Source organism: Pseudomonas sp. IAC-BECa141 (assembly GCF_020544405.1).
Taxonomy (GTDB): Bacteria; Pseudomonadota; Gammaproteobacteria; order Pseudomonadales; family Pseudomonadaceae; genus Aquipseudomonas.
In genome coordinates this window covers 874,189-899,753 of sequence record NZ_CP065410.1, presented here as the reverse complement: position 1 = coordinate 899,753, position 25,565 = coordinate 874,189, and the positions used below count along the sequence as shown (strand labels likewise).

Annotated in this window: 21 protein-coding genes and 1 other RNA gene; 10 read left to right on the top strand and 12 right to left on the bottom strand. The window is 59.4% G+C overall.

Annotation, left to right across the window (positions count from 1 at the left end; all coding sequences use genetic code 11):
- Window positions 1-28 precede the first annotated feature (28 nt).
- The 7 genes from greA to grpE form a co-directional block, all read right to left on the bottom strand.
- On the bottom strand, window positions 29-505 hold the full coding sequence (gene greA / locus I5961_RS03930; protein WP_007953757.1) for a transcription elongation factor GreA: 477 nt from the start codon (window positions 503-505) through the stop codon (window positions 29-31).
- Window positions 502-3,723 (bottom strand): carbamoyl-phosphate synthase large subunit, encoded by a 3,222-nt coding sequence (gene carB / locus I5961_RS03925; protein WP_085698386.1) that lies wholly within the window; start codon window positions 3,721-3,723, stop codon window positions 502-504. The genes greA and carB overlap by 4 nt, the downstream gene beginning before the upstream one ends.
- A gap of 126 nt (window positions 3,724-3,849) precedes the next feature.
- Entirely contained in the window at window positions 3,850-4,986 is a 1,137-nt protein-coding gene (gene carA / locus I5961_RS03920) for a glutamine-hydrolyzing carbamoyl-phosphate synthase small subunit (RefSeq protein WP_007953761.1), read from the bottom strand.
- 256 nt (window positions 4,987-5,242) lie between these two features.
- Entirely contained in the window at window positions 5,243-6,049 is an 807-nt protein-coding gene (gene dapB / locus I5961_RS03915) for a 4-hydroxy-tetrahydrodipicolinate reductase (RefSeq protein WP_085698385.1), read from the bottom strand.
- Between the two features lie 9 nt (window positions 6,050-6,058).
- Window positions 6,059-7,183, bottom strand: coding sequence for a molecular chaperone DnaJ (gene dnaJ / locus I5961_RS03910; RefSeq protein WP_085698384.1), 1,125 nt, complete (start codon window positions 7,181-7,183; stop codon window positions 6,059-6,061).
- 297 nt (window positions 7,184-7,480) lie between these two features.
- Window positions 7,481-9,397: a molecular chaperone DnaK gene (gene dnaK / locus I5961_RS03905; protein WP_085698383.1), complete on the bottom strand. Its 1,917-nt coding sequence runs from the start codon at window positions 9,395-9,397 to the stop codon at window positions 7,481-7,483.
- A gap of 102 nt (window positions 9,398-9,499) precedes the next feature.
- Complete coding sequence (gene grpE, locus I5961_RS03900) at window positions 9,500-10,069, bottom strand: nucleotide exchange factor GrpE (RefSeq protein ID WP_085685597.1); 570 nt, start codon at window positions 10,067-10,069, stop codon at window positions 9,500-9,502.
- Window positions 10,070-10,309: 240 nt separating this feature from the next.
- Between grpE and recN the strand changes: the two genes are divergently transcribed.
- Window positions 10,310-11,983 carry a DNA repair protein RecN gene (gene recN, locus I5961_RS03895; protein WP_085702435.1) on the top strand — a complete coding sequence of 558 codons (1,674 nt, stop codon included), beginning with the start codon at window positions 10,310-10,312 and terminating at the stop codon, window positions 11,981-11,983.
- Window positions 11,984-12,058: 75 nt separating this feature from the next.
- Here recN and fur read toward each other — a convergent pair whose 3' ends face one another.
- Window positions 12,059-12,463: a ferric iron uptake transcriptional regulator gene (gene fur / locus I5961_RS03890; protein ID WP_085685593.1), complete on the bottom strand. Its 405-nt coding sequence runs from the start codon at window positions 12,461-12,463 to the stop codon at window positions 12,059-12,061.
- 97 nt (window positions 12,464-12,560) lie between these two features.
- On the opposite strand from fur, the gene I5961_RS03885 reads away from it, so the two are divergent.
- A complete protein-coding gene (locus I5961_RS03885) occupies window positions 12,561-13,088 on the top strand; it encodes an outer membrane protein assembly factor BamE (protein WP_085685591.1) in 528 nt (175 codons plus the stop codon).
- Between the two features lie 63 nt (window positions 13,089-13,151).
- On the opposite strand, the gene I5961_RS03880 is transcribed toward I5961_RS03885, so the two are convergent.
- The 3 genes from I5961_RS03880 to I5961_RS03870 are packed head-to-tail and all read right to left on the bottom strand — an operon-like array spanning window position 13,152 to window position 15,304.
- Complete coding sequence (locus I5961_RS03880; RefSeq protein ID WP_085698381.1) at window positions 13,152-13,466, bottom strand: RnfH family protein; 315 nt, start codon at window positions 13,464-13,466, stop codon at window positions 13,152-13,154.
- Complete coding sequence (locus I5961_RS03875; RefSeq protein ID WP_003221509.1) at window positions 13,459-13,893, bottom strand: type II toxin-antitoxin system RatA family toxin; 435 nt, start codon at window positions 13,891-13,893, stop codon at window positions 13,459-13,461. The genes I5961_RS03880 and I5961_RS03875 overlap by 8 nt, the downstream gene beginning before the upstream one ends.
- 7 nt (window positions 13,894-13,900) lie before the next feature.
- Window positions 13,901-15,304, bottom strand: a complete 1,404-nt coding sequence (locus I5961_RS03870; RefSeq protein ID WP_227234422.1) for a sodium-dependent transporter — start codon at window positions 15,302-15,304, stop codon at window positions 13,901-13,903.
- Between the two features lie 119 nt (window positions 15,305-15,423).
- Here I5961_RS03870 and smpB point away from each other — a divergent pair, with 119 nt between their 5' ends.
- Entirely contained in the window at window positions 15,424-15,906 is a 483-nt protein-coding gene (gene smpB, locus I5961_RS03865) for an SsrA-binding protein SmpB (protein ID WP_007953781.1), read from the top strand.
- 50 nt (window positions 15,907-15,956) lie between these two features.
- Here smpB and I5961_RS03860 read toward each other — a convergent pair whose 3' ends face one another.
- Window positions 15,957-16,724 (bottom strand): FCD domain-containing protein, encoded by a 768-nt coding sequence (locus I5961_RS03860; RefSeq protein ID WP_085698378.1) that lies wholly within the window; start codon window positions 16,722-16,724, stop codon window positions 15,957-15,959.
- Window positions 16,725-16,986: 262 nt separating this feature from the next.
- Between I5961_RS03860 and I5961_RS03855 the strand changes: the two genes are divergently transcribed.
- From I5961_RS03855 to ssrA, 7 genes are all read left to right on the top strand, one after another.
- Entirely contained in the window at window positions 16,987-18,681 is a 1,695-nt protein-coding gene (locus I5961_RS03855; protein ID WP_227234420.1) for a lactate permease LctP family transporter, read from the top strand.
- 150 nt (window positions 18,682-18,831) lie between these two features.
- Entirely contained in the window at window positions 18,832-19,656 is an 825-nt protein-coding gene (locus tag I5961_RS03850; RefSeq protein ID WP_227234418.1) for a (Fe-S)-binding protein, read from the top strand.
- The gene (locus tag I5961_RS03845; protein WP_227234416.1) at window positions 19,653-21,107 is read left to right on the top strand and encodes a LutB/LldF family L-lactate oxidation iron-sulfur protein; all 1,455 of its coding nucleotides are present in this window, start codon (window positions 19,653-19,655) and stop codon (window positions 21,105-21,107) included. Before I5961_RS03850 ends, I5961_RS03845 begins: the two co-directional genes overlap by 4 nt.
- Window positions 21,107-21,778 (top strand): LutC/YkgG family protein, encoded by a 672-nt coding sequence (locus I5961_RS03840; protein ID WP_227234414.1) that lies wholly within the window; start codon window positions 21,107-21,109, stop codon window positions 21,776-21,778. Before I5961_RS03845 ends, I5961_RS03840 begins: the two co-directional genes overlap by 1 nt.
- Window positions 21,775-24,597 (top strand): FAD-binding and (Fe-S)-binding domain-containing protein, encoded by a 2,823-nt coding sequence (locus tag I5961_RS03835; RefSeq protein ID WP_227234412.1) that lies wholly within the window; start codon window positions 21,775-21,777, stop codon window positions 24,595-24,597. Before I5961_RS03840 ends, I5961_RS03835 begins: the two co-directional genes overlap by 4 nt.
- 130 nt (window positions 24,598-24,727) lie before the next feature.
- Window positions 24,728-25,006, top strand: a complete 279-nt coding sequence (locus I5961_RS03830) for a hypothetical protein (RefSeq protein ID WP_085698372.1) — start codon at window positions 24,728-24,730, stop codon at window positions 25,004-25,006.
- Between the two features lie 96 nt (window positions 25,007-25,102).
- Window positions 25,103-25,491, top strand: a transfer-messenger RNA (tmRNA) gene (ssrA, locus tag I5961_RS03825).
- The last annotated feature ends 74 nt before the right edge of the window (window positions 25,492-25,565 follow it).

Here is a 25,565-nt window from a genome sequence, read left to right as displayed (position 1 = left end):
CGCGCCCGCATGCAGCGGGCGCCCACTCTCAGATGTGACGGACTTCGACAATCTCGTACTCGATATCGCCGCCCGGCGTTTTCACGACGACCGTGTCGCCCTCTTCCTTGGCAATCAAGGCGCGAGCGATCGGAGAGCCGACGGAAATCTTGCCGAGTTTGATGTCCGCTTCATCCTCACCCACGATCTGGTAAGTGACGCTTTCATCAGTTTCGACGTTGGCGATTTCGACGGTGGTGCCGAAAATCACTTTGCCGGTGTGCGGAATGGTCGTCACGTCGATGATCACCGCGTTCTGCAGGCGGCCTTCGATGTCACGGATCCGCGCCTCGACCATGCCTTGCTGTTCGCGCGCGGCATGGTATTCAGCGTTTTCTTTCAAGTCACCCAACTCGCGGGCCGTACCGATGTCCTGGCTGAGCTTCGGACGAACGACCTTGGTCAGGTGAGCATGCTCTTCTTCCAGGGCTTTGGAGCCCTGGACGGTCATTGGGTATTTATTCATGCCTTCAATCCTGCGTGTAGATCCTGCAAGCGGCGTACGGTCTTCTCAGGACCGAACTTCAGCGCTTCACAGATAGCTTCGCCAGCAGCAATGGTGGTGGTGCAGTAGATTTTGTGCTGCAAGGCGTTACGACGAATGGAATAGGAATCGGCGATCGACTGACGCCCTTCGGTGGTGTTGATGATCAGGGTGACTTCGTCATTCTTGATCATGTCGACCACGTGTGGACGACCCTCGGTCACCTTGTTCACGCGACGCACTTTCAGACCTGCGGCTTCGATCAGCTTGGCAGTGCCGGCAGTGGCTACGACTTCGAAGCCCAAGTTGATCAGATCACGGGCCACGCCTGCAACCAGTGGCTTGTCATCGTCGCGCACGCTGATGAATGCGGTACCGCCGGTCGGCAGCACTTCGCTGGCACCCATCTGGGCTTTGGCAAAGGCTTCGCCGAAGGTGTCACCGACACCCATCACTTCACCGGTGGATTTCATCTCAGGGCCGAGGATCGGGTCAACGCCAGGGAACTTGGCGAACGGGAACACCGCCTCTTTCACACTGTAGAAGTTCGGAATGATTTCCTTGGTGAAACCGATTTCCTTCAGGGTTTTACCAGCCATCACGCGAGCCGCGATCATCGCCAGGGAAACACCGATGCACTTCGACACGAACGGTACGGTACGAGAAGCACGCGGGTTGACTTCGATGACGTAGATGTCTTCACCCTGCAGCGCCAACTGAACGTTCATCAGGCCGACCACGCCCAGTTCCAGGGCCATTTTCTTGACCTGTTCGCGCATCTCGTCCTGGATGTGCGCCGGCAGCGAGTACGGCGGCAGCGAGCACGCCGAGTCACCGGAGTGAACGCCGGCCTGTTCGATGTGCTGCATGATCGCGCCGATCACTACGTCCTTGCCGTCGCAGACCGCATCCACGTCCATCTCGATGGCGCAGTTGAGGAAGTGGTCGAGCAGCACCGGGCTGTCGTTCGACACTTGCACCGCGTCACGCAGGTAACGCTTGAGTTCTTCTTCCTTGTAGACGATTTCCATCGCCCGGCCGCCCAGCACATAGGACGGACGCACCACCAGCGGGTAACCGATTTTCGCAGCAGCACGAACAGCTTCGTCTTCGCTGCGCACGGTGGCGTTTGGCGGCTGACGCAGGTTCAGACGCTCGACCATTTGCTGGAAGCGCTCACGGTCTTCGGCACGGTCGATGGCGTCAGGGCTGGTGCCGATGATCGGCACGCCGGCCGCTTCCAGGGCGCGAGCCAGTTTCAGAGGCGTCTGGCCGCCGTACTGGACGATCACGCCTTTCGGCTTCTCGACGCGGCAGATTTCCAGCACGTCTTCCAGAGTGACCGGTTCGAAGTACAGACGATCGGAAGTGTCGTAGTCAGTGGAAACGGTTTCCGGGTTGCAGTTGACCATGATGGTCTCGTAACCGTCATCGCGCAGCGCCAGTGCCGCGTGTACGCAGCAGTAGTCGAACTCGATGCCCTGACCGATACGGTTCGGGCCACCGCCAAGGATGATAATCTTGTCGCGACCGGACGGCGCGGCTTCGCACTCTTCCTCGTAGGTCGAGTACAGGTAGGCGGTGTCGGTGGCGAACTCGGCCGCGCAGGTGTCGACGCGCTTGTAGACCGGGAACACTTCCAGCTTGTGGCGGTGAGTACGCAGGTTCTTCTCGGTGACGCCCAACAGCTTGGCCAGACGCTGGTCGGAGAAACCTTTGCGCTTGAGCTTGAACATCAGGTCGCGGTCGATAGCGGACAGACCAAGGGTCTTGACCTTCTCTTCGTCCTTGATCAGATCTTCGATCTGTACCAGGAACCACGGATCGATCATGTTCATGCCGAAGATTTCTTCGACGGTCATGCCGGCGCGGAAGGCGTCCGCCACGTACCAGATACGCTCGGCGCCAGGCACGGTCAGTTCGCGCTTGAGCACGCTCATGCTTTCCGGGTTGCTCAGGTCGACTTTCTCGTCCAGACCGCAAACACCCACTTCCAGACCGCGCAGGGCTTTCTGCAGGGATTCCTGGAAGGTACGGCCGATGGCCATGACTTCGCCTACGGACTTCATTTGAGTGGTCAGACGCGCGTCAGCGTTGGAGAACTTCTCGAAAGCGAAGCGCGGCATCTTGGTGACGACGTAGTCGATGGACGGTTCGAACGACGCCGGGGTCTTGCCGCCGGTGATGTCGTTCGACAGCTCGTCGAGGGTGTAGCCGACTGCCAGTTTGGCCGCAACCTTGGCGATCGGGAAACCGGTGGCTTTCGAAGCCAGGGCCGAAGAGCGCGATACACGCGGGTTCATTTCGATCACGACCATGCGGCCGGTGTCCGGGCAGATACCGAACTGAACGTTGGAACCGCCGGTCTCGACGCCGATCTCGCGCAGCACCGCCAGCGAGGCGTTACGCAGGATCTGATATTCCTTGTCGGTCAGGGTCTGGGCCGGGGCAACAGTGATCGAGTCACCAGTGTGCACGCCCATCGGGTCGAAGTTTTCGATCGAGCAGACGATGATGCAGTTGTCCTTCTTGTCGCGGACAACTTCCATTTCATACTCTTTCCAGCCGATCAGCGATTCGTCGATCAGCAGCTCCTTGGTCGGCGACAGGTCCAGACCGCGGGCGCAGATTTCTTCGAACTCTTCACGGTTGTAAGCGATACCGCCACCGGTGCCGCCCATGGTAAAGGACGGACGGATGATGCACGGGAAGCCCAGGCGCTCGAGTACTGCGTTGGCTTCTTCCATGCTGTGGGCGATACCGGAACGCGGGCATTCCAGGCCGATGGCTTTCATCGCCTTATCGAAACGCGAACGGTCTTCAGCCTTGTCGATGGTGTCGGCGTTGGCCCCGATCATCTCTACGCCGAACTTCTCCAGAACGCCTTCGCGCTCCAGATCCAGGGCGCAGTTCAGAGCAGTCTGGCCGCCCATGGTTGGCAACACGGCATCCGGACGCTCTTTTTCGATGATCTTGGCAACGGTCTGCCATTTGATCGGCTCGATGTAGGTGGCGTCGGCCATGTCCGGATCGGTCATGATGGTGGCCGGGTTGGAGTTCACCAGGATGACGCGGTAACCCTCTTCGCGCAGGGCTTTGCAAGCCTGGGCGCCGGAGTAGTCGAATTCGCAGGCCTGGCCGATAACGATCGGGCCAGCGCCGAGAATCAGGATGCTTTTAATGTCTGTACGTTTTGGCATGGGTTTGTCACTCAAATCCGCAGGTCAGTCGGCAAGCCGTCTTGATCGATTTCTGAAGTCCCGAGGGGGCCGCCGGTTCCGGGGCCGCCCTCAAGAGGCTTCTCGCTACAGTCTCAAGGCGAGCGCTTAGCGTCGCTTGGCCATCTCGTTGATGAAGCGGTCAAACAGAGGGGCCACATCGTTCGGGCCCGGGCTCGCCTCAGGGTGACCCTGGAAGCTGAACGCGCTCTTGTCGGTGCGCTCGATACCTTGCAAGGTGCCGTCGAACAGCGATTTGTGGATCGCACGGACGTTGGCTGGCAGGGTTTCTTCGTCAACCGCGAAACCGTGGTTCTGGCTGGTGATCATCACGACGCCCGTGTCCAGATCCTGAACCGGGTGGTTGGCACCGTGGTGGCCGTGACCCATTTTCAGGGTCTTGGCGCCAGAGGCCAGGGCCAGAAGTTGGTGACCGAGGCAGATGCCGAAGACCGGAATTTCGGTTTCCAGCACTTCCTTGATTGCCTTGATCGCGTAGTCGCAAGGCTCCGGATCGCCAGGGCCGTTGGACAGGAACACGCCGTCCGGTTTCAGGGCGAGTACGTCGGCAGCCGGGGTTTGCGCCGGCACAACGGTCACGCGGCAGCCGCGCTCGACCAGCATGCGCAGGATGTTGACCTTGACGCCGTAGTCGTAGGCAACCACGTGATAAGGGAGTTCGGAGGCTTCGATGGTCGCGTGGCTGTCGGTTTTCAGATCCCAGACAGTGGAGCGCCATTCGTATTGGGTCTTGGTGCTGACGACTTTCGCCAGGTCCATGCCCTTCAGGCCCGGGAAGCCTTGCGCCGCGGCGATGGCCGCTTCTTCGGAAATGTTGTCGCCGGCCATGATGCAGCCGTTCTGTGCGCCTTTTTCACGCAGAATGCGGGTCAGGCGGCGGGTGTCGATACCAGCGATTGCCACAACATTGTTGGCTTTCAGGTAATCGGACAGAGACATCGTGTTACGCCAGTTGCTCGCTACCAGAGGCAGGTCACGGATGACCAGGCCAGCGGACCAGACGCGGTCGGACTCGGCGTCTTCCGGCGTGGTACCGGTGTTGCCGATGTGCGGGTAAGTCAGGGTAACGATCTGTTGGGCGTAGGAAGGATCGGTAAGGATTTCCTGATAGCCGGTCATTGCGGTGTTGAACACCACCTCACCAACGGTCTGACCGTCGGCTCCAATGGCTTCGCCGCGAAAAATGCTGCCATCAGCAAGGGCGAGTATGGCTGGCTTAGTCAAGAAGACCTCCCGTAAATAACGCATGAAAGGGCAATCGCAGGTTGTAAAAAAGCGGAGTGACGTATGGACACGTCACCCCGCTTCTTCACTGAATTATTCTGCGCGCTTTTAGTGGACACACTAAAGCTGTAGCTTACAGAAAAAGGGATTTTTGGTCTACCGCCAATGAGCCCGAAAGGCCGGAGAATGCGACAGGGCGTCGCCGGGTGGAGCAAAACCGGCACAAACAGGGCGTTTGCGCCGGCTTCAGAACATCTCAATGCAGGTCAAGCACGTCCTGCATGTCGTACAAACCAGGCTCGCGAGCATCCAGCCACAACGCTGCACGCACCGCGCCTTTGGCGAAGGTCATGCGACTCGAAGCCTTGTGCGTGATTTCCAGGCGCTCGCCCTCACAGGCAAACAGCACCGTGTGATCACCCACCACATCACCACCTCGAACAGTGGCGAAACCGATGGTTTCACGCGCACGGGCACCGGTGTGACCTTCACGACCATAGACCGCGACCTTCTGCAGATCACGGTCCAGCGCATTGGCAATCACCTCACCCATGCGCAGGGCCGTACCCGACGGCGCATCGATCTTGTGGCGGTGATGGGCTTCGATGATTTCGATGTCCGCATCTTCCGCCAATACCCGCGCTGCCATGTCGAGCAGCTTCAACGACAGGTTGACGCCAACACTGAAATTGGCAGCGAAGACAATCGGAATATCCTTGCCCGCCTCGGCCAGCAACTGCTTCTGCGCAGCGTCCAGCCCGGTCGTGCCGATCACCATCGCCTTGCCGGCCTTGCGGCAGAAGGCCAGGTTTTTCAGCATGACTTCCGGCAGGGTGAAGTCGATCAACACATCGAACTCTTCCGCCACCGACTCCAGATTCCCGGACAGCGGCACACCGATTCGACCGAGCGAAGCCAGCTCACCGGCATCCACACCGATCAGCGTACTGCCAGGGCGGACAATCGCAGCCGTCAGACCGGTCAGCGGCGCGCGCTGCTGCACCGCCTCGACCAGAATCTTGCCCATGCGCCCGGCAGCGCCCATCACAGCTATACGTCGCATGCCGACTCCTTACAGATCGCCGAAGAAGCGTTTCACACCGTCGAACCAACCGGTGGTTTTCGGGGAGTGACTGTTGTCGTCCGCCAGGGAACTGCGGAACTCTTCCAGCAGTTCACGCTGACGACGATTCAGATTGACCGGCGTTTCGACTGCCACACGGCACATCAGATCGCCCGCACCACCGCCACGTACCGGCGCAACACCCTTGCCGCGTACACGGAACTGCTTGCCGGTCTGAGTCCCTTCCGGAATCTTCAGTTTGACGCGACCGTCGAGGGTCGGAATTTCCAGCTCGCCACCCAGGGCTGCATCGACGAAGCTGATCGGCACTTCGCAGAACAGGTGCTTGCCGTCACGCTGGAAGATGTCGTGTTCGCGGACGTTGATCACGACGTACAGGTCGCCGGTCGGACCACCCTGAGTACCCGCCTCGCCTTCGCCGGACAGACGGATGCGGTCACCCGTGTCGACACCGGCCGGCACTTTGACGGAGAGGGTTTTGTATTCTTCGACGCGACCGTCGCCGTGGCAGGAATCGCACGGGTCGGAAATGATCTTGCCCTGGCCATGGCAGCGCGGGCAGGTCTGCTGCACCGAGAAGAAGCCTTGCTGCATGCGCACCTGGCCGATGCCGCCGCACGTCGGACAAGTCGACGGCGACGAGCCTTTCTTGGCGCCCGAACCATCGCATGGCTTGCAGTTGACCAATGTCGGAACGCGGATATTCACGGTCGTGCCGCGCACCGCTTCTTCCAGGTTCAGCTCCAGGGTGTAGCGCAAATCGCTGCCACGCTGTGCGCCACCGCGGGAACCGCCGCGACCGCCACCGAAGAAATCACTGAAGACATCACCGAAGATGTCGGAGAAGTTCTGACCGCCGAAGCCTGCACCACCGCCGCCCATGCTTGAGTCGACGCCGGCATGACCGTACTGGTCGTACGCTGCACGCTTGCTTGAATCGGAGAGCACTTCGTAGGCTTCGTTGGCCTCTTTGAACAGATCTTCCGACGCTTTGTCACCGGGATTACGGTCCGGGTGGTGCTTCATTGCCAAACGGCGATAGGCCTTTTTCAGGTCTGCTTCGCTTGAGCTGCGCTCAACACCCAACACTTCGTAATAGTCACGCTTTGCCATAAGTTCTTCATACTCTTGAGGACGTTCGGCAAACCCCTCCTGAGCTTCGCCAAACTCGTTGAGCCCCAATACAGGCCCGGACCCAACTCACGTCAATTCAACGATCCTGGTCTTTGGTTCATGCGGTATTTGCAGCGCGAAAAGCAGGAGCATTCCCGGCCATACCGCCAACACACGAAGCTTGTCGCATGCTGTAAAAATTCGCGTATTCCAGATACGCCAACGCGGGAGCAAGCTCCCGCGCGGCGACATCCTACCAGTCACCGCCGCAAGGCAGTCAACCGGGCGACCAACAACTTACTTGTGGTCTTTTACTTCTTCGAACTCGGCATCGACGACATCGTCAGCCTTTTCAGCTTTCTCGTCGTGCTGCGCCGCGCCTTCGGCAGGCTGAGCCTGTTCGGCGTACATCTTCTGGGCAACCGGTGCGGAGACTTTCGACAGCTCTTCAACCTTGGCGTCGATGGCAGCCTTGTCGTCGCCTTTTACGGCAGCTTCCAGGGCAACCACGGCTGCTTCGATTGCAGTCTTCTCTTCTGCAGTCACTTTGTCGCCAGCATCAGCGATCATCTTGCGAGTCGAGTGAACCAGTGCATCACCCTGGTTGCGGGCAGCGGCCAGCTCTTCGAACTTGCGGTCTTCCTCGGCGTTGGCCTCGGCATCACGCACCATGCGCTCGATTTCTTCGTCGGACAGACCGGAGTTGGCCTTGATCACGATCGACTGGGTCTTGCCGGTAGCCTTGTCCTTCGCACCTACGTGCAGGATGCCGTTGGCGTCAATGTCGAAGGTCACTTCGATCTGCGGCACGCCACGTGGAGCTGGTGGAATGTCGGCCAGGTCGAACTTGCCCAGAGACTTGTTCTGTGCGGCTTGCTTGCGCTCGCCCTGCAGGACGTGAATGGTCACAGCGCCCTGGTTGTCGTCGGCAGTCGAGAACACTTGCGATTTCTTGGTAGGAATCGTGGTGTTTTTCTCGATCAGCGCGGTCATCACGCCACCCATGGTTTCGATACCCAGGGTCAGCGGGCTGACGTCGAGCAGCAGAACGTCTTTCACGTCACCGGCCAGAACGGCGCCCTGGATGGCTGCACCCATGGCAACAGCTTCGTCCGGGTTCACGTCTTTACGTGCTTCCTTACCGAAGAAATCGGTAACTGCCTTCTGCACCAGTGGCATACGAGTCTGACCACCGACCAGAATCACGTCGTCAATTTTGCTGGCGTCGATACCGGCATCCTTCAGAGCGATGCGGCATGGCTCGATGGTACGGTTCACCAGATCTTCGACCAGCGACTCGAGCTTGGCACGAGAGATCTTCACGTTCAGGTGCTTAGGACCAGTCGCATCTGCTGTGATGTACGGCAGGTTGACGTCGGTCGACTGAGAAGAAGACAGCTCGATCTTGGCTTTCTCAGCGGCTTCTTTCAGACGCTGCAGCGCCAGAGGATCGTTCTTCAGATCCATGCCGGACTCTTTCTTGAACTCGTCGACGAGGTAGTCGATCAGACGCATGTCGAAGTCTTCACCACCTAGGAAAGTATCACCGTTGGTGGCCAGTACTTCGAACTGGTGCTCGCCGTCAACTTCAGCGATTTCGATCACGGAAACGTCGAAGGTACCACCACCCAGGTCATAAACGATCACGGTGTGATCGCCCTTGGCCTTGTCCATGCCGTAAGCCAGAGCTGCTGCGGTTGGTTCGTTGATGATACGTTTTACGTCCAGACCGGCGATGCGACCAGCATCTTTGGTCGCCTGACGCTGGCTGTCGTTGAAGTAGGCCGGAACGGTAATCACCGCCTCGGTCACAGCTTCGCCGAGGTAGTCTTCGGCGGTCTTCTTCATCTTCTTCAGGACTTCGGCGCTGATTTGCGGCGGAGCCATCTGCTTGCCAGAGGCCTCAACCCAAGCGTCACCATTGTTGGCCTTGACGATCTTGTAAGGCACCAGCTTGATGTCTTTCTGCACGACTTCTTCGTCGAAGCGGCGGCCGATCAGGCGCTTCACCGCGAACAGTGTGTTGTGCGGGTTGGTCACAGCCTGACGCTTGGCGGACTGACCCACCAGGATTTCACCGTCGTTGGCGTAAGCGATGATCGACGGCGTGGTACGCGCGCCTTCGGCGTTTTCAATAACTTTGGCTACGCCGTTTTCCAGCACGGAGACGCAGGAGTTGGTAGTCCCCAGGTCGATACCGATAATTTTGCCCATGTTCACTCTCCCGAAACTTTGGATTTGGTTGCCGCAGCAGTGGTGGCTAACTGCGGTAATACTTAAACGCTTGACTTCTAAATGGGGGCCTTGCGGCTAATTTCAAGCCTTCTCGTCAATCGAAGGCGAAACTGGTGCCGGCGCCTTGCTGACCACAACCATCGCCGGACGCAGCAGGCGGCCATTGAGCTGGTAGCCCTTCTGGAACACTTTCAGAACGCTGTTCGGTTCCAGGTCAGCACTTTCCTGCATGGCCATTGCCTGATGTTCCACGGCGTTGAACGGCTCGCCTTCCTGCGGGCTGACGGCTACAAGCTGATAGCGCTTGAGGGTGTCCTGGAACATTTTCAGGGTCAGCTCGATGCCTTCGCGCATCGGACGGATGCTTTCGTCGTCCGGGCTCGACAGCTCGAGGCCGCGCTCCAGGCTGTCGACGATCGGCAGCAGGTCGCCGGCGAATTTTTCCAGCGCAAACTTGTGCGCCTTTTCTACATCCTGCTCGGCACGGCGGCGGACGTTCTGCAGATCGGCAGCTACGCGCAGCGATTGATCCTGCGCGGCGGCCAATTGCTCTTCGAGCACTTGTACACGGGTCGCCAGGTCATCACCCGAAGCCTCGGGCGCCTGATTGGCTTCTGGATTTTGCGTATCTACTGTCTGTTCGTCAGCCATAGAATTCTCCTTTCAATATCGTCAGCGAGTTCGATTCGCGCTTCTGCCTCGGTATATGGGGCCGCAAAATCAGGCTTCAAGGGCTGACAACGATTAACCCTACAAAAAAGTGCTGCATTGTCATTCCCGGGCGCTGTAGGCATTTGATCGGATCATTCCCATCGAACCGAGTGAGGGCATTGTCAGCCCGAAACAAAACACTGTATAAATAACCAGACCTGAAGCCTGGGAGCGGCCTTTATGCTGGTGCACCTGTCCGTACACAACTACGCCATCGTTGAACATCTCGATCTCGAACTCGATCGCGGCATGAGCGTGATTACCGGGGAAACCGGCGCCGGCAAGTCGATCATGCTCGATGCCCTGGGCCTGACGCTCGGCGATCGCGCCGACAGCGGCGTGGTTCGACCGGGCGCCGACAAGGCCGATATTCTGGCGACCTTCGATCTGGCCGACATCCCCGAGGCCAGCGCCTGGCTGGCGGAGCGCGACCTGGAAATCGACGGCCCGTGCATCCTGCGCCGGGTCATCACCTGCGAAGGTCGCTCACGCGGCTATATAAATGGCACGCCCTGCCCGCTCGGCGATCTCAAGGCGCTCGGCGAGTTGCTGATCGATATCCACAGCCAGCACGAACACCAATCCCTGCTCAAGACCGACACCCACCGACGTCTGCTCGACGAGTACGCCGGGGCCACCGATCTGGCGCGCCAGGTGCATCTGGCCGCCCAGCGCTGGCGTCAGACTCGCCAGGAGCTGGAACGCCTTTCCAACTCCGGCGACGAACAGCGTGCACGCCATCAGTTGCTCAGCTACCAGCTCGAAGAACTGGAAAACCTCGGCCTCGGTGAAAATGAGCTGGAAGAACTGGAGCAGGAACACAAGAACCTGACCAACGCCGAAACCCTGCTTGGCATCTGCCGACAAGTGGTCGAACAATGCAGCGAAAGCGATTCTGGCAATGTGCTGAATGCCCTGACGGCCAGTCTCAATCGCCTGTCGAGCGTGAACAACTCGGTCGGCGCACTGGGTGAGGCGAGCAGCCTGCTGACCAGTGCACAGATCCAGGTCGAAGAAGCCGTCGGCGAACTCAATCGCTTTCTCGACAATTTCGATGCCGATCCGGCGCGCCTGCAATATCTGGAAGAACGTCTGGATTCCATCTACACGCTGGCACGCAAACACCGCATACAGCCGACGGAAGTAGCGGAGATGCAGCAGAAGCTGCTCGATGAAATTGAAGCCCTGGACGCCAACGATGAATCCATCGAGCGTCTCTCCGAAGAACTCGCATCCTATGCCCGCCACTATCAGGAAAAGGCTCGGGAACTGAGCGAGCTGCGCCATCAGGCGGCCGGCAGCCTGGCCAGCGCTGTGGAGCAGGAGATTCAGCGCTTGGGCATGCCCGGAGGTCGCTTCACTATAGAGTTGCGCGCCAACAACAGCAGCGAACTGCAACCCAATGGCCTGGAGCAAGTCGAGCTGCTGGTCAGCGCCAACCCGGGCCAGCCTTTGAAGGCCCTGGCCAAAGTGGCGTCCGGCGGTGAGCTGTCACGGATCAGCCTGGCCATCCAGGTGATTACCGCCCAGACCTCTCGCGTACCGACGCTGGTGTTCGACGAAGTGGACGTGGGCATTGGCGGTCCGACGGCCGAAATCGTCGGCCAGTTGTTGCGCCGCCTCGGGGATCGCGGGCAGGTATTGACGGTCACGCACTTGCCGCAGGTCGCGGCTCAGGGGCATCAGCATTTGTTCGTCCACAAGGTGCGTGGTGAACAGGCCACTCACACGGCCGTTTCGAAGCTGAGCAAGAATGACCGTATAGAAGAAGTCGCGCGAATGCTTGGCGGCATCGATCTAACCAAAGAGTCCTTGGCGCACGCGAAAAAGATGGTCGTTACCGCAAAGGTTTAAGCACCGCAGAAAGCACGAAGGCGACCCTCGGGTCGCCTTCGTTCGTTTCGCGAACCTGAAATTCGCGCGACATGCTTACTTTTTCTTGCGTACGTACAGCACCAGGTTGTGATCCACCAGATCAAAACCATGCTCCTCGGCGATTGCCTTCTGAAGCTTCTCGATTTCCGGGCTGACGAATTCGACAACCTCGCCGGAGTCCACGTTGACCATATGGTCGTGGTGGCCACTGTCGGCCAATTCGAATACCGCGTGACCGCCGTCGAAGTTGTGACGGACCACGAGGCCAGCCGCTTCGAACTGGGTCAGTACACGGTAAACCGTGGCCAGACCGACGTCCTCGCCAGCTTCCATCAACGCCTTGTAGACGTCCTCGGCACTCATGTGACGCTGCTCGGTAGAGTCGAGCATTTGCAGGATCTTGACCCGTGGCAGGGTCACTTTGAGGCCGGCTTTGCGTAGTTCGCTATTTTCAACCATGGTCAGCTTTCTCGCGATGCTGCTTCGCAGCTTCTCTTAATGCGGGTATGATCGGCGTTTACGTTGTCCCAGCCAAGATAGTGGAAGTCGCCCACCGATGCAAAACACCAAGCTCTTGCTAACCAGTTTCACCTTTGTGGGACTGCTCGCACTCGCCGGTTGTTCATTCCCCGGGGTTTACAAAATCGACATCCAGCAGGGCAATGTCGTCACGCAGGACATGATAGACCAGTTACGCCCGGGAATGACCCGGCCGCAAGTACGGTTTATCATGGGCAACCCTCTGCTTGCCGACACGTTCCATGCCAACCGCTGGGATTATCTGTACAGCCTGCAACCGGGTGGCGGTGAACGCCAGCAGGAACGCGTGAGTGTCATTTTCGACTCGAATGACCGCCTTGCCGCCCTGTCCGGTGACTTCATGCCAGGCGTCAGCCGTGACGAAGCCATTCTCGGCAAGGACAGTGGAACCAGCGTGACCGCTCCTGCCGAGAACGTCGAGCAGCCAAAACCGGAAAAACCAGCCAAGCCAGGCTCCCTGCTGGATCAGATCCAGAAGGACGTCGATGGTGTGGAAACCGTTCCGGTTCCAACGCCAGAACCGCTGGATACCTCGCCGCAATAATTTGCGACGCAATAAAAAAACCCGGAAATTCCGGGTTTTTTTATTGCCTGCCGTTTGGCCAGCCTACTGATTTCGCGCCTTGGCCTCGGCGGCTTTCGCGGCACGCAGACGGCGCACTTCTTTCGGATCAGCCAACAGCGGTCGATAGATCTCGATGCGATCGCCCTCCTGAACCTGTCGAGTATCCGGATCAGCGATCACTTTGCCGAAGATCCCCAAGGGGCAGCTCTGCAGATCCAGCTCCGGAAATTCAGCATCAATCCCGGAAGCCATCAGGGCCGCCCGCACCGTCGCACCTTCGACGACGCTGACCACCCGCAAAACCTGACGATCAACGGCGGCATACACCACTTCGATTTCGATCACCGGCTCAACCATGCATCTGCTTGGCGCGCTGGCAAAACGCATCCACCAATGTATTGGCCGCCTGATTGAACAACGGACCGAGCGTCGCCCGGACCAACGGGCCGGCATAGTCGAAGGACAGATCCAGACTGATCTTGCAGGCCTTCTCGTTCAGCGCCTTGAACACCCAGACGCCATGCAGCTGATTGAACGGCCCCTCCTCCAGGTTCATCTCAATCGACTGCCCCGGCACCAGCGTATTGCGCGTCACGAAATGCTGACTGAGACCACCCTTGGCCACGCCGACACTGGCGCGCATATGCTCAGGCGAGCTTTCCAGAACCTCAGCAGACGAGCACCACGGCAAAAACTCGGGGTAACGCGCCACGTCATTGACCAGGTCGTAGAGAAATTGCGCCGGGTAAGGCAGCAGTGCCGATCGTTGAATATGTGTCGTCATGTAAGCGTCACTTCCAGAGCTGGGTGGCAAACACTACAAGAATGCCGATGGGCGCCACATAGCGCATCAAGAACAGAGACAGAGCGAACAGCACCGGGCTGCGAATCGACAACTCGTCACGCACCGCTTCACGCCCCATCACCCAACCGGCAAACAGCACGAAGCACAGCCCGCCGAGCGGCAACATGATCCGCGAGGTGAAGAAGTCGATCACCCCAAAGAAGTCCAGACCACCGGCCGCACCCCATTGGTAGAGATGGAACACCCCGCCATCGTTCACGAAAAATTTGGCTTCCTTCCAGATATTGAAGGAAAACACCGTACCCAGGCCGACGAACCAGCAAATGAATGCCAACCAGAACGTCACCCAGGCACGACTGATTTTAGTCCGCTCGACCAGATAGGCGACCATTGGCTCCAGCAGGGAAATCGCCGAGCTCCAGGCCGCAATGGCCACCAGAACGAAGAACACCACGCCCATCAACTGGCCGAAAAGCACGTTACCGAAAGCAAATGGCAGGCTGACGAACATCAGCCCCGGGCCTTCGCTCGGGTTCAAACCACCGGCGAACACAATCGGAAACAAGGCCAGGCCGGCCACCAGCGAAACAAAAGTATCGAGCAGCGCCACACCCACGACCGTGCCGGACAGCGAGGCTTCCTTGGTCATGTAGGCGCCGTAGATCATGATCGAGCCCACGCCCACACTCAGCGAGAAAAACGCGTGCCCCATGGCCGGCAGCAAACCGTCGAGGACTTTCTCCGGGTGGAAGTCGAACATGAAATGCACGCCCTCCATGAAATGCCCGGTGGTCATGCTGTAACCCAGCAGCACCAGCACCATCACGAACAGCAGCGGCATCATGATCCGCAGGCTGCGCTCAAGCCCTGCGACCACGCCCTTGGCGATGACCACGGCCGAAAGCAGCATGAAAGCCGTGTGCCAGAGAGTCAGGCGCCACGGATCGGCGATGACATTACCGAAGTACGCCCCGACGTGATCGGCCGTCGCGCCCTGAAAGTCGCCGCGTCCCATATCAATGATGTAATCCAGCGACCAGCCGCCGACCACACTGTAGAAAGACAGGATCAGCAACGCCGTGATCATCCCGGCGAATGCGCCCCACGACCATTTGCCCGAGTGACCGGCTTCCAGCGCCAGCGCCTTCAGGGCATTCGCCGGACTCTGCCGGGCACGTCGGCCGATCAAGGTCTCGGCGAGCATGACCGGGATGCCGATCAGCGCGATGCACGCCAGAAACATCAGCACGAAGGCGCCGCCACCGTAGACCCCGACCATGTAGGGGAACTTCCAGATGCTGCCCAGTCCCACGGCCGAGCCGGTCGCGGCGAAAATGAAAACCCAGCGGCTAGCCCAACTGCCGTGGACAGAAACCTTGTCTGTCGACATCGTTTATCACGCCCAAGCGTTAGAAAAAGAGGCCGCATTGTCCGGGATTCACACAACCTGCTCAAGCACGCAGCATCACCGTAGCCGACAGCCGTTTATCTCCATATAATGCCGCCCCTATGGCTAAACAGAAGAAACACCCAACAGGGACCATCGCGCAAAACAAAAAGGCGCGACACGATTACTTCATCGAGCACAAGTTCGAGGCTGGTCTGGTCCTGGCCGGCTGGGAAGTAAAAAGTCTGCGGGCAAGCAAACTGCAACTGGTCGACAGTTACGTGTTGCTCAAGGATGGCGAAGCCTGGTTGCTCGGCAGCCACATCACGCCTCTGATGACCGCCAGCACCCACGTCATTGCCGACCCGGTGCGTACCCGCAAGTTGCTGCTCAACCGTCGTGAGCTGGACAAGCTCGCCGCCGCCGTGCAGCAAAAGGGTTACGCCTGCGTGTGCCTGTCCTGGTACTGGAGCAAGCACATGGTCAAGTGCGAGATCGCACTGGGCAAGGGCAAGAAGGAATACGACAAGCGTGATACCGAACGCGAACGCGATGCTGGTCGCGAGTTGCAGCGTGCGGTGCGCAACAAGGGCAAGGAAGACTGATTCCTCTGCCTGAATGACCGTTCCCGCGCCCGCCGCGAGAACGGTCATGCCTACATTCCCTTGCGTCGTTCGGCGCGAGCCATGCGCTGTACTTCCTGTCGCACCTCTTCCAGCACTTCCTGCACATAAAGAATGTGTCGGCTGGATACCTCACGCGCCTGTTCCGCGCGCCCCTCGATAATCGCCAGATACAATTCCCGATGCTGTGTGATCAGCATGTCGCGAGTTTCCGCACGCTGTTTGTACATGCCACCGATGTTGGTCACCACGTTGCGCTTGAGCAGGTCGAACAGCCCACGAATGGTGTGCAGCAACACCGCGTTGTGACTGGCCTCGGCAATCGCAAGATGGAATTTCGCATCCGCCGCGCCCTCTTCCGCCCGGCTCACTTCGTCATGCCGCGAATAGCAGTCCTGTAATTCTTCGAACGCAGTCGTCAACCGCTCACGATCCACATCCGTGGCGCGCAATGCCGCGTAATAGGCGCACGATGCCTCCAGAGTGTGGCGAAATTCCAGCAGATCGCGCTGCGCCTCGGGATTGCTTTCCAGCAATTGCAGCAGCGGATCACTGAAGGTTGAACCGAGACTTTCCACAACATAGTTGCCGCCGCCCTGCTTGCTCACCAGCAAACCCTTGGCCGCCAGTTTCTGAATCGCCTCGCGCAACGAGGGCCGGGAAACGCCGAACTGTTCCGCCAAAGTCCGCTCGGCCGGCAGACGTTCGCCGGACTTCAGCGTGCCCTCGAGAATCATCCCTTCCAGTCGCTCGACAATGTCGTCAGACAAACGGCGCTGACGTATCTGATCAAACCCCATCACTCAACTCTCCACCATCCCGACCGCTCGCCGGGCTCTCTATTCTGGCCTATCGACGCTGCGCCGACACCTGCCAGATGACGCCAATTCAACCGGTGCACTCCGACTTGCCGTCCGGTTGTTCGACAAAAGTTTTAGGGCGGCAAATTGACACACCGATATCAAGGCTTTTACCCTAGCCGACAGCACTTGTAAATTGGTCTTACCAATTACCCAAGTACGCTGACAGTGCCTGACCAACAACAATTAGGGGCCACCCCATATGCAAACCTGGCAACAGCTCTACAGCCCGCTCGGCAGTCTCGGCGTGTCCGCACTCGCGGCCGTCATCCCCATCGTTTTCTTCTTCCTCGCCCTGGCGGTGTTCCGCCTCAAAGGTCATGTGGCCGGCAGCATCACGCTCGCACTGGCCATCGCCGTGGCGATCTTCGCGTTCCAGATGCCGGTCGACATGGCGTTCGCCGCCGCCGGTTACGGCTTCGCTTATGGTTTGTGGCCGATTGCCTGGATCATTGTGGCGGCGGTGTTTCTGTACAAACTCACGGTCAAGAGCGGTCAGTTCGAGGTCATCCGCAGCTCGGTACTGTCGATCACTGACGACCAGCGTCTGCAGGTGCTGCTGATCGGTTTCTGCTTCGGAGCATTCCTGGAAGGTGCCGCCGGTTTCGGTGCGCCAGTGGCGATTACCGCTGCGCTGCTGGTGGGACTCGGCTTCAATCCGCTGTACGCCGCCGGCCTGTGCCTGATTGCCAACACCGCACCGGTTGCGTTCGGCGCATTGGGGATTCCGATCATCGTGGCCGGGCAAGTCACCGGTATCGACGCGTTCAAGATCGGCGCAATGACCGGCCGCCAGTTGCCACTGCTGTCGTTGTTCGTGCCGTTCTGGCTGGTGTTCATGATGGATGGCCTGCGCGGTGTGCGTGAAACCTGGCCGGCGGCGCTGGTTGCAGGCTTGAGCTTTGCCGTCACCCAGTACTTCACCTCGAACTTCATCGGCCCGGAACTGCCGGACATCACGTCAGCCCTGGCCAGCCTGATTTCGCTGACCCTGTTCCTCAAGGTCTGGCAGCCAAAACGTGCCGCCGGCCAGCACATTGCCGGTGCCGTTTCTGCTTCGGTGGTAACCGCCAGCGCCGGCGGTTTCGGCCAGAAGCGCACCACCGTCGCTTCGCCTTACAGCCTCGGGGAAATTTTCAAGGCGTGGTCGCCGTTCCTGATCCTCACCGTGCTGGTGACCATCTGGACCCTCAAGCCTTTCAAGGCCATGTTCGCCGCCGGCGGTTCGATGTACGCCTGGGTGTTCAACTTCGCGATCCCGCACCTTGATCAACTGGTGATCAAAACCGCACCGATCGTTGCCGCCCCGACGGCGATTCCGGCCGTGTTCAAACTCGACCCGATTTCCGCGACCGGTACAGCGATTTTCTTCTCCGCACTGATCTCGATGCTGGTGCTGAAGATCAATATCAAAACTGGTCTGACCACTTTGAAAGAGACCTTCTACGAACTGCGCTGGCCGATCCTGTCCATCGGCATGGTGCTGGCGTTTGCCTTCGTTACCAACTATTCCGGCATGTCTTCGACCATGGCTCTGGTGCTGGCGGCAACCGGCGCGGCATTCCCGTTCTTCTCGCCGTTCCTCGGCTGGCTGGGCGTGTTCCTGACCGGTTCCGATACCTCGTCCAACGCCCTGTTCAGTTCGCTGCAAGCGACCACCGCACACCAGATCGGCGTCAACGACACCTTGCTGGTAGCGGCCAATACCAGCGGCGGCGTGACCGGCAAGATGATTTCGCCACAATCGATCGCCGTGGCTTGCGCAGCGACCGGTCTGGTGGGCAAGGAATCCGATCTGTTCCGCTTCACCCTCAAGCACAGCCTATTCTTTGCCACGATCGTCGGCCTGATCACCCTGGCTCAGGCCTACTGGTTCACCGGCATGCTGGTGCATTAAGACTACAAGCGACATGGAAATAACCGACGCCGGTTCGTGATTCCGGCGTCAGCAATTCACAACCCGGTCTGTAAGGCTGCTGAAAGCAACGCGCTCTATATTCGGCAGCCTCAACAGACGGATAACCGGGCCCACCCGGAGACACGCCTGATGAGCGAGCTTTTTTATAACGCTGTGCCTAACGCCACTCGCGTCGCACCGCCACTGCCCGAACCCCGGCAATACCCCAGCGAGAAACCGTCGCGGGTCTACCTGTTCGGCACCTGCGTGGTCGACCTGTTCTACCCGGAAGCCGGGATGGACGCGATCCACTTGCTGGAACGCGAAGGCATCCGGGTCGACTACCCGCAAGGGCAGAGCTGCTGCGGACAACCGGCCTACACCTCGGGTTACACCGAGCAGGCACGCACGGTGGCGCGCTCGCAACTGGCGCTGTTTGCCGGGGATTTTCCGGTGGTGGTGCCATCGGGTTCGTGCGCCGGGATGATCCGCGAGCATTACGCCGACTTGTTCAAGGACGAGCCGCAAACGCTGAAACAGGTTCAGGCCCTCGCGGCCCGCACCTATGAATTGGCCGAGTTCCTGCTGTTCGTCTGCAAGGTGCAGCTCAAGGACAGCGGCGAGCCGGTCAAAGTGGCGCTGCACACCTCGTGTTCGGCGCGGCGGGAAATGAACACCCACCTGCACGGCCGCGAGTTGTTGGCGCAGTTGAGCAACGTGGAACGGGTCAACCACGACCATGAAAGCGAATGCTGTGGCTTCGGTGGGACATTCAGCGTCCGTATGCCAGACATTTCCGGCGCGATGGTGGCTGACAAGACCCGGGCGTTGAAGGAATCCGGCGCACATCAGGTACTCAGTGCCGACTGCGGCTGTCTGATGAACATCAACGGCTCGCTGGAAAAACAGAAGGAAGCGCTGCGCGGGCAACACCTGGCGAGCTTCCTCTGGCAACGAAGCGGAGGTGCGCGATGAGCACTTCCACGATTATTCCTACGGTTGCCGTAGAAGAAGATTTCCGCACCCGGGCACATAACGCCCTGGACGATTCGCAGTTGCGGAACAACTTCCGCACCGCGATGGATTCACTGATGACCAAGCGGGCAGCGGCTTTCAGCGATGCCCACGAAAGAGAACACCTGCGTGAACTGGGCAATGCGATCCGTGCCCGCGCGCTCTCCAAGTTGCCCGACCTGCTCGAGCAACTGGAACAGAACCTGACCCGCAACGGTGTGACAGTGCACTGGGCGGAAACGGTGGACGAGGCCAATGGCATCGTCCTTTCGATCATCCGCGCTCACGAGGCGCGGCAAGTGATCAAGGGCAAATCGATGGTCAGCGAAGAGATGGAGATGAACCATTTCCTCGAGGCTCGGGACATTGAATGTCTGGAGTCCGACATGGGGGAGTACATCGTCCAGCTCGACCACGAGAAGCCTTCACACATAATCATGCCGGCAATCCACAAGAATGCCGGTCAGGTCGCGTCCTTGTTCCACGACAAACTTGGCGTGGAATACACCAAGGACGTTGACCAACTCATACAGATCGGTCGCAGGGTTCTGCGGCAGAAATTCTTCGAAGCGGACATCGGCGTCTCCGGCGTCAACTTCGCCGTGGCCGAAACCGGCACTCTGCTGCTGGTGGAAAACGAAGGCAACGGCCGCATGACCACCACCGTGCCGCCGGTGCACATCGCCGTCACCGGCATCGAAAAAGTCGTGGAAAACCTGCGCGACGTGGTGCCGCTGCTGTCATTGCTGACCCGCTCGGCGCTGGGCATTCCGATCACCACCTACGTCAACATGATCTCCGGCCCGCGCAAGGAACATGAACTCGACGGCCCGCAGGAAGTGCATCTGGTACTGCTCGACAACGGTCGCAGCCAAGCCTTCGCCGACAGCGAACTGCGCCAGACGTTGAACTGCATCCGCTGCGGCGCCTGCATGAATCATTGCCCGGTCTACACCCGCGTTGGCGGCCACACCTACGGCGAGGTCTACCCCGGCCCGATCGGCAAAATCATCACCCCGCACATGGTCGGTCTGGCGAAAGTCCCGGATCACCCAAGCGCGTCTTCGCTGTGCGGCGCCTGCGGTGAAGTATGTCCGGTAAAAATTCCTATCCCCGCACTGCTGCGCCGCCTGCGCGAAGAGAACGTCAAAGCCCCCGACAGTCCTCATCAAGTGATGCGCGGCCAGGGCAGCAAGTATTCGCGCAAGGAACGCTTCATCTGGAACGCCTGGGCGAAGCTCAATAGCTCGCCGACTTTGTATCGACTGTTTGCATTTTTCGCTACACGCCTGCGCGCGCTGGCGCCGAACAACGTCGGGCCGTGGACGCAGAATCACAGCGCTCCGAAACCCGCTCCCCGCTCACTGCATGACATGGCTCGCGAACACCTGGCCAAACAAGGAGACCGTTGATGAGCGCCAAGCAAAACATCCTCGGCAAGTTAAGGAACAGTCTGGCCGGTACCACACCGATTGCCGACAACTTCGATGTCGATCTGGTAACCCGGCCTTACACCTACAGCGCCGAACAACGGATCCCGCAACTGCGCAAACTGATGGAAGCGGTGCACACCGAAATCCACCTGACGTCTGCTGAAGCGTGGCCGGCGCTGCTGGCGCAATTAGTGCGCGACCGCCAGTTGCCGAGTCTGCTGATCGCACCGACTACGCCTCACGGGCAGCGCATCTCACAGCACTGGGCGAACAATCCTGATCTGCCGACGCTGAAGTCCTACGACCGGCCGATGGAAGAGTGGAAAGCCGAGTTGTTCAACGACACCCCGGCCAGCCTGACCGGCACCCTCGGCGCCATTGCCGCCACCGGCAGCCTGATTCTCTGGCCAACCCGCGAAGAACCACGGCTGATGAGCCTGGTGCCGCCGGTGCATTACGCCCTGCTCAAGGCCAGCCAGATCCGCGACAACTTCTATCAGGTGCAGCAGGAATTCGAGTGGGCCCAAGGCATGCCGACCAATGCGCTGCTGGTGTCCGGCCCGTCAAAAACCGCCGACATCGAACAAGTCCTGGCTTACGGCGCCCACGGCCCGAAAGACCTGGTGGTGTTGATCCTGGAGGACCAATGACCTTACCGGCGACTTTCCTGCGCGATGCGCAGCAACTGATTCCAGCCGAACGGCGTTTCGACGATCCGCTGTCGACCCTGGCCTTCGGCACCGACGCCAGCTTCTACCGGTTGATTCCACAACTGGTGATCCGCGTCGAATCCGAAGATGAAGTGGTAGCGCTGCTGAAACTGGCCCAGCGCGATCAGGTCCCGGTGACCTTCCGCGCCGCCGGCACCAGCCTGTCCGGCCAGGCGATCAGTGATTCGGTGTTGATCGTGCTTGGGGATAACTGGAACGCCCGGGAAATCCGAGGACAAGGCACGCAAATCCGCCTGCAACCGGGCGTCATCGGTGCCCAGGCCAACGCATGGCTCGCGCCATTCGGGCGCAAGATCGGTCCGGATCCGGCGTCGATCAACGCCTGCAAGATTGGCGGCATCGTCGCCAACAACGCCAGCGGCATGTGCTGCGGCACTGCGCAAAATACCTACCACACGCTGGCCGGGATTCGCCTGGTGCTGGCCGACGGCACCCGACTCGACACCGAAGATGCCGCCAGCGTCGAGGCTTTTCGAGTCAGCCACGGTGACTTGCTGGAACGTCTGGCGAGCTTGGGCCGCGAGACCCGCGCCAATGCCGAACTGGCCGCGCGAATCCGCCACAAATACCGTCTGAAAAATACCACCGGCCTGTCGCTCAACGCCCTGGTGGATTTCGATGAGCCTGTGGATATCTTGAGCCACTTGCTGGTCGGCTCCGAAGGCACCCTCGGCTTCATCAGCGCGGTGACCTACGACACGGTGATCGACCACCCGAACAAGGCTTCGGCGCTGATCGTTTTCCCCGACGTGGAAACCTGCTGCAACGCGGTCACCGTGCTGAAAAGCCAACCGGTGTCCGCCGTGGAACTGCTTGATCGCCGCAGCCTGCGCTCGGTGCAGGACAAACCCGGGATGCCGGATTTCGTACAGCAGCTGTCGAACAATGCCTGCGCACTGCTGATCGAATCCCGCGCCGCCTCTTCCACTTTGCTACAGGAACAACTGGCGCAAATCATGGCGTCGCTCGGCGATTTCCCGGTGGAAAAGCAGGTCGACTTCACCGAAGACCCGGTCGAAAACGCCCGCCTCTGGGCGATCCGCAAGGACACCTTCCCCGCCGTCGGCGCCGTGCGCAAGACCGGCACTACGGTGATCATCGAAGACGTCACCTTCCCGGTGGAACAACTGGCGATCGGCGTGAACCGTCTGATCGAGCTGTTCGACAAACATCACTACGACGAAGCGATCCTTTTCGGACACGCGCTGGAAGGCAATCTGCACTTCGTCTTCACCCAAGGCTTCAACAGCGCGGAAGAAGTCGCACGCTATCAGGCGTTCATGGACGACGTGGCGCAATTGGTGGCCGTGGAGTTCGGCGGCTCGCTGAAAGCGGAACACGGCACCGGACGCAACATGGCGCCCTTCGTTGAACTGGAATGGGGCAGCGACGCCTATCAGTTGATGTGGCAGCTCAAACGCCTGCTCGACCCCAACGGCATTCTCAATCCGGACGTGGTGCTCAGCGAAGACCCGCAGATCCACCTCAAGCACCTGAAACCGCTGCCGGCGGCCGACGAGATTGTGGATAAATGCATCGAGTGCGGTTTCTGCGAGCCGGTCTGCCCCTCGAAAGGCCTGACCCTGAGCCCGCGCCAGCGCATCGTGATTTGGCGCGATATTCAAGCGCGAAAGCGCGCCGGGATCGACACCACCGAACTGGAAAAAGCCTACGAGTACCAAGGCATCGATACCTGCGCCGCGACCGGTTTGTGTGCGCAACGCTGTCCTGTAGGCATCAATACCGGTGAGCTGGTGAAAAAGCTTCGCGGCCATCACGCAACCCATACGAAAACCGCCAACCTGATCGAAGGAAATTTCGCCACCACCCTGCAAGGTGCGCGCTTCACCCTGCATGTGGCCAACGGTGCGCGAATGTTGTTGGGTGCACCACGCCTGGCGAAGCTTTCAGCAACCCTGACGCGGCTGTCCAAAGGTCAGGTGCCGCTGTGGACCAACGCGATGCCACAGCCGGAAAAAGCCATCCGCTTCAGCCCTGCCGTGTCGGACGAGCGTCCGCGCGTCGTGTATCTGGCAGCCTGCGTCTCGCGGGTAATGGGGCCGGCGGCGGGCGACAAAGAGCAGATGTCGCTGTACGACAAAACCCGTGGTCTGCTGGAGAAGGCCGGTTATCAGGTGGTGTTCCCGGACAATCTGGACAACCTCTGCTGCGGTCAGCCTTTCGCGTCCAAGGGCTATGCCGAGCAGGCCGAACACAAGCGTCAGGAGCTGATCGGTGCATTGCTTGAGGCCAGTCGCGGCGGGCTTGATCCGATCTACTGCGACACCAGCCCCTGCACGTTGCGGCTGGTGCAGGATGTGGGAAATGTTCGCCTGGATCTGTACGACCCCGTGCGATTCATCCGTACGCATCTGATGGACCGGCTCGACTTCACGCCGCAGGAAGCACCGATTGCCGTTCACGTGACCTGCAGCACTCAGCACCTTGGGGAAAGCCAGGCGCTGATCGAACTGGCGCGCAAATGCAGCAAGACGGTCGTGATCCCGGAAGGCATTCACTGCTGTGGTTTCGCCGGCGACAAGGGTTTCACCACACCGGAACTCAACAGCCATTCGCTGCGAACGCTCAAGGATGCGGTGCAACAGTGCAGCGAGGGGATTTCCACCAGCCGCACCTGTGAGATCGGCCTGACGCAACACGGCGGAATCGACTACCACGGCCTGGTGTACCTGGTGGATCGGGTGACCCGGGCCAAAGCCCCCGCAACCGCCGTGTGAAGAAAAATAGAACCCTTGCGATTGAGCGCAGTCCACAGAACAGGCCCCGAACAATCGGGGCTTTTCCTCCATTCGGTCGCCCGTCCTGACGGCCAGCGAAGTCTGGATCCCTCAGTTCAAGGAGATACACATGAAACGTTCTGTACTGTTAGGTCTGTTCGTTACTGCCTCGATGATGGCTTCCACGTCCTTTGCTGCTGACAAGCCTGCTGACTTGTGCGATGCCAATCTGCAAACCATCAACAACGCCAAGGCCCAAGCCATGTCGTCGCCTGACCTGAGTCAACGGGTAGAGGCCAGTGTGCAAAAGGCCCAGGCACTCAAAGCCCAGGGCAAGATCGACGAATGCGTGGCTGAAACCCAGCAAACCATTCTGGAAATCCGCAAAACCAGCGGAACCAACAACTGATCGAAGCTGAGGCCAACCTTCGGGTTGGCCTTGCGGGCCGTTTGGCGTACACTGCGCGTGCTTGTTGCTCGAACAGATGTACCGGGCAATGAGTTCGGGGCCGTTCAGGATTCGACGCCGGTTGCGAAACTCTAGGTGCATGCCGACTTGGTAACAGAAGTCGTAAATCCACTGTTGCAACTACTTATAGTTGCCAATGACGACCAATACGGTGCTGCTCTCGCTGCTTAATTGCAGCTGACATGCACTCCTGGTACCTTCGGGTCCAGCAATCATCAGGGGATGTCTGTAAACCCAAAATGATTGTCATATAGAACAGAATCGCCGTGCAGTACGTTGTGGACGAAGCGGCTAAAACTTACACAACTCGCCCAAAGCACCCTGCCCGTCGGGTCGCTGAGGGTTAACTTAATAGACACGGCTACGCATGTAGTACCGACAGCGGAGTACTGGCGGACGGGGGTTCAAATCCCCCGGCTCCACCAAATAGACAAAAAGACGTCCTTGGACGTCTTTTTTTGTGTCTGCGATTCGGTGCTGATTAGGGAATTTCAAATCA

What these genes read in the sequence shown, in the direction of transcription:
- recN (WP_085702435.1), top strand. Translation starts at nt 10,310, where the DNA reads ATGCTGGTGCACCTGTCCGTACACAACTACGCCATCGTTGAACATCTC.
- I5961_RS03875 (WP_003221509.1), bottom strand. Translation starts at nt 13,893, where the DNA reads ATGACGACACATATTCAACGATCGGCACTGCTGCCTTACCCGGCGCAA.
- I5961_RS03845 (WP_227234416.1), top strand. Translation starts at nt 19,653, where the DNA reads ATGAGCACTTCCACGATTATTCCTACGGTTGCCGTAGAAGAAGATTTC.
- dnaK (WP_085698383.1), bottom strand. Translation starts at nt 9,397, where the DNA reads ATGGGCAAAATTATCGGTATCGACCTGGGGACTACCAACTCCTGCGTC.
- greA (WP_007953757.1), bottom strand. Translation starts at nt 505, where the DNA reads ATGAATAAATACCCAATGACCGTCCAGGGCTCCAAAGCCCTGGAAGAA.
- I5961_RS03830 (WP_085698372.1), top strand. Translation starts at nt 24,728, where the DNA reads ATGAAACGTTCTGTACTGTTAGGTCTGTTCGTTACTGCCTCGATGATG.
- dapB (WP_085698385.1), bottom strand. Translation starts at nt 6,049, where the DNA reads ATGCGACGTATAGCTGTGATGGGCGCTGCCGGGCGCATGGGCAAGATT.
- I5961_RS03850 (WP_227234418.1), top strand. Translation starts at nt 18,832, where the DNA reads ATGAGCGAGCTTTTTTATAACGCTGTGCCTAACGCCACTCGCGTCGCA.
- I5961_RS03840 (WP_227234414.1), top strand. Translation starts at nt 21,107, where the DNA reads ATGAGCGCCAAGCAAAACATCCTCGGCAAGTTAAGGAACAGTCTGGCC.
- fur (WP_085685593.1), bottom strand. Translation starts at nt 12,463, where the DNA reads ATGGTTGAAAATAGCGAACTACGCAAAGCCGGCCTCAAAGTGACCCTG.
- I5961_RS03835 (WP_227234412.1), top strand. Translation starts at nt 21,775, where the DNA reads ATGACCTTACCGGCGACTTTCCTGCGCGATGCGCAGCAACTGATTCCA.
- I5961_RS03860 (WP_085698378.1), bottom strand. Translation starts at nt 16,724, where the DNA reads ATGGGGTTTGATCAGATACGTCAGCGCCGTTTGTCTGACGACATTGTC.
- I5961_RS03870 (WP_227234422.1), bottom strand. Translation starts at nt 15,304, where the DNA reads ATGTCGACAGACAAGGTTTCTGTCCACGGCAGTTGGGCTAGCCGCTGG.
- I5961_RS03855 (WP_227234420.1), top strand. Translation starts at nt 16,987, where the DNA reads ATGCAAACCTGGCAACAGCTCTACAGCCCGCTCGGCAGTCTCGGCGTG.
- smpB (WP_007953781.1), top strand. Translation starts at nt 15,424, where the DNA reads ATGGCTAAACAGAAGAAACACCCAACAGGGACCATCGCGCAAAACAAA.
- I5961_RS03880 (WP_085698381.1), bottom strand. Translation starts at nt 13,466, where the DNA reads ATGGTTGAGCCGGTGATCGAAATCGAAGTGGTGTATGCCGCCGTTGAT.
- I5961_RS03885 (WP_085685591.1), top strand. Translation starts at nt 12,561, where the DNA reads ATGCAAAACACCAAGCTCTTGCTAACCAGTTTCACCTTTGTGGGACTG.
- dnaJ (WP_085698384.1), bottom strand. Translation starts at nt 7,183, where the DNA reads ATGGCAAAGCGTGACTATTACGAAGTGTTGGGTGTTGAGCGCAGCTCA.
- grpE (WP_085685597.1), bottom strand. Translation starts at nt 10,069, where the DNA reads ATGGCTGACGAACAGACAGTAGATACGCAAAATCCAGAAGCCAATCAG.
- carB (WP_085698386.1), bottom strand. Translation starts at nt 3,723, where the DNA reads ATGCCAAAACGTACAGACATTAAAAGCATCCTGATTCTCGGCGCTGGC.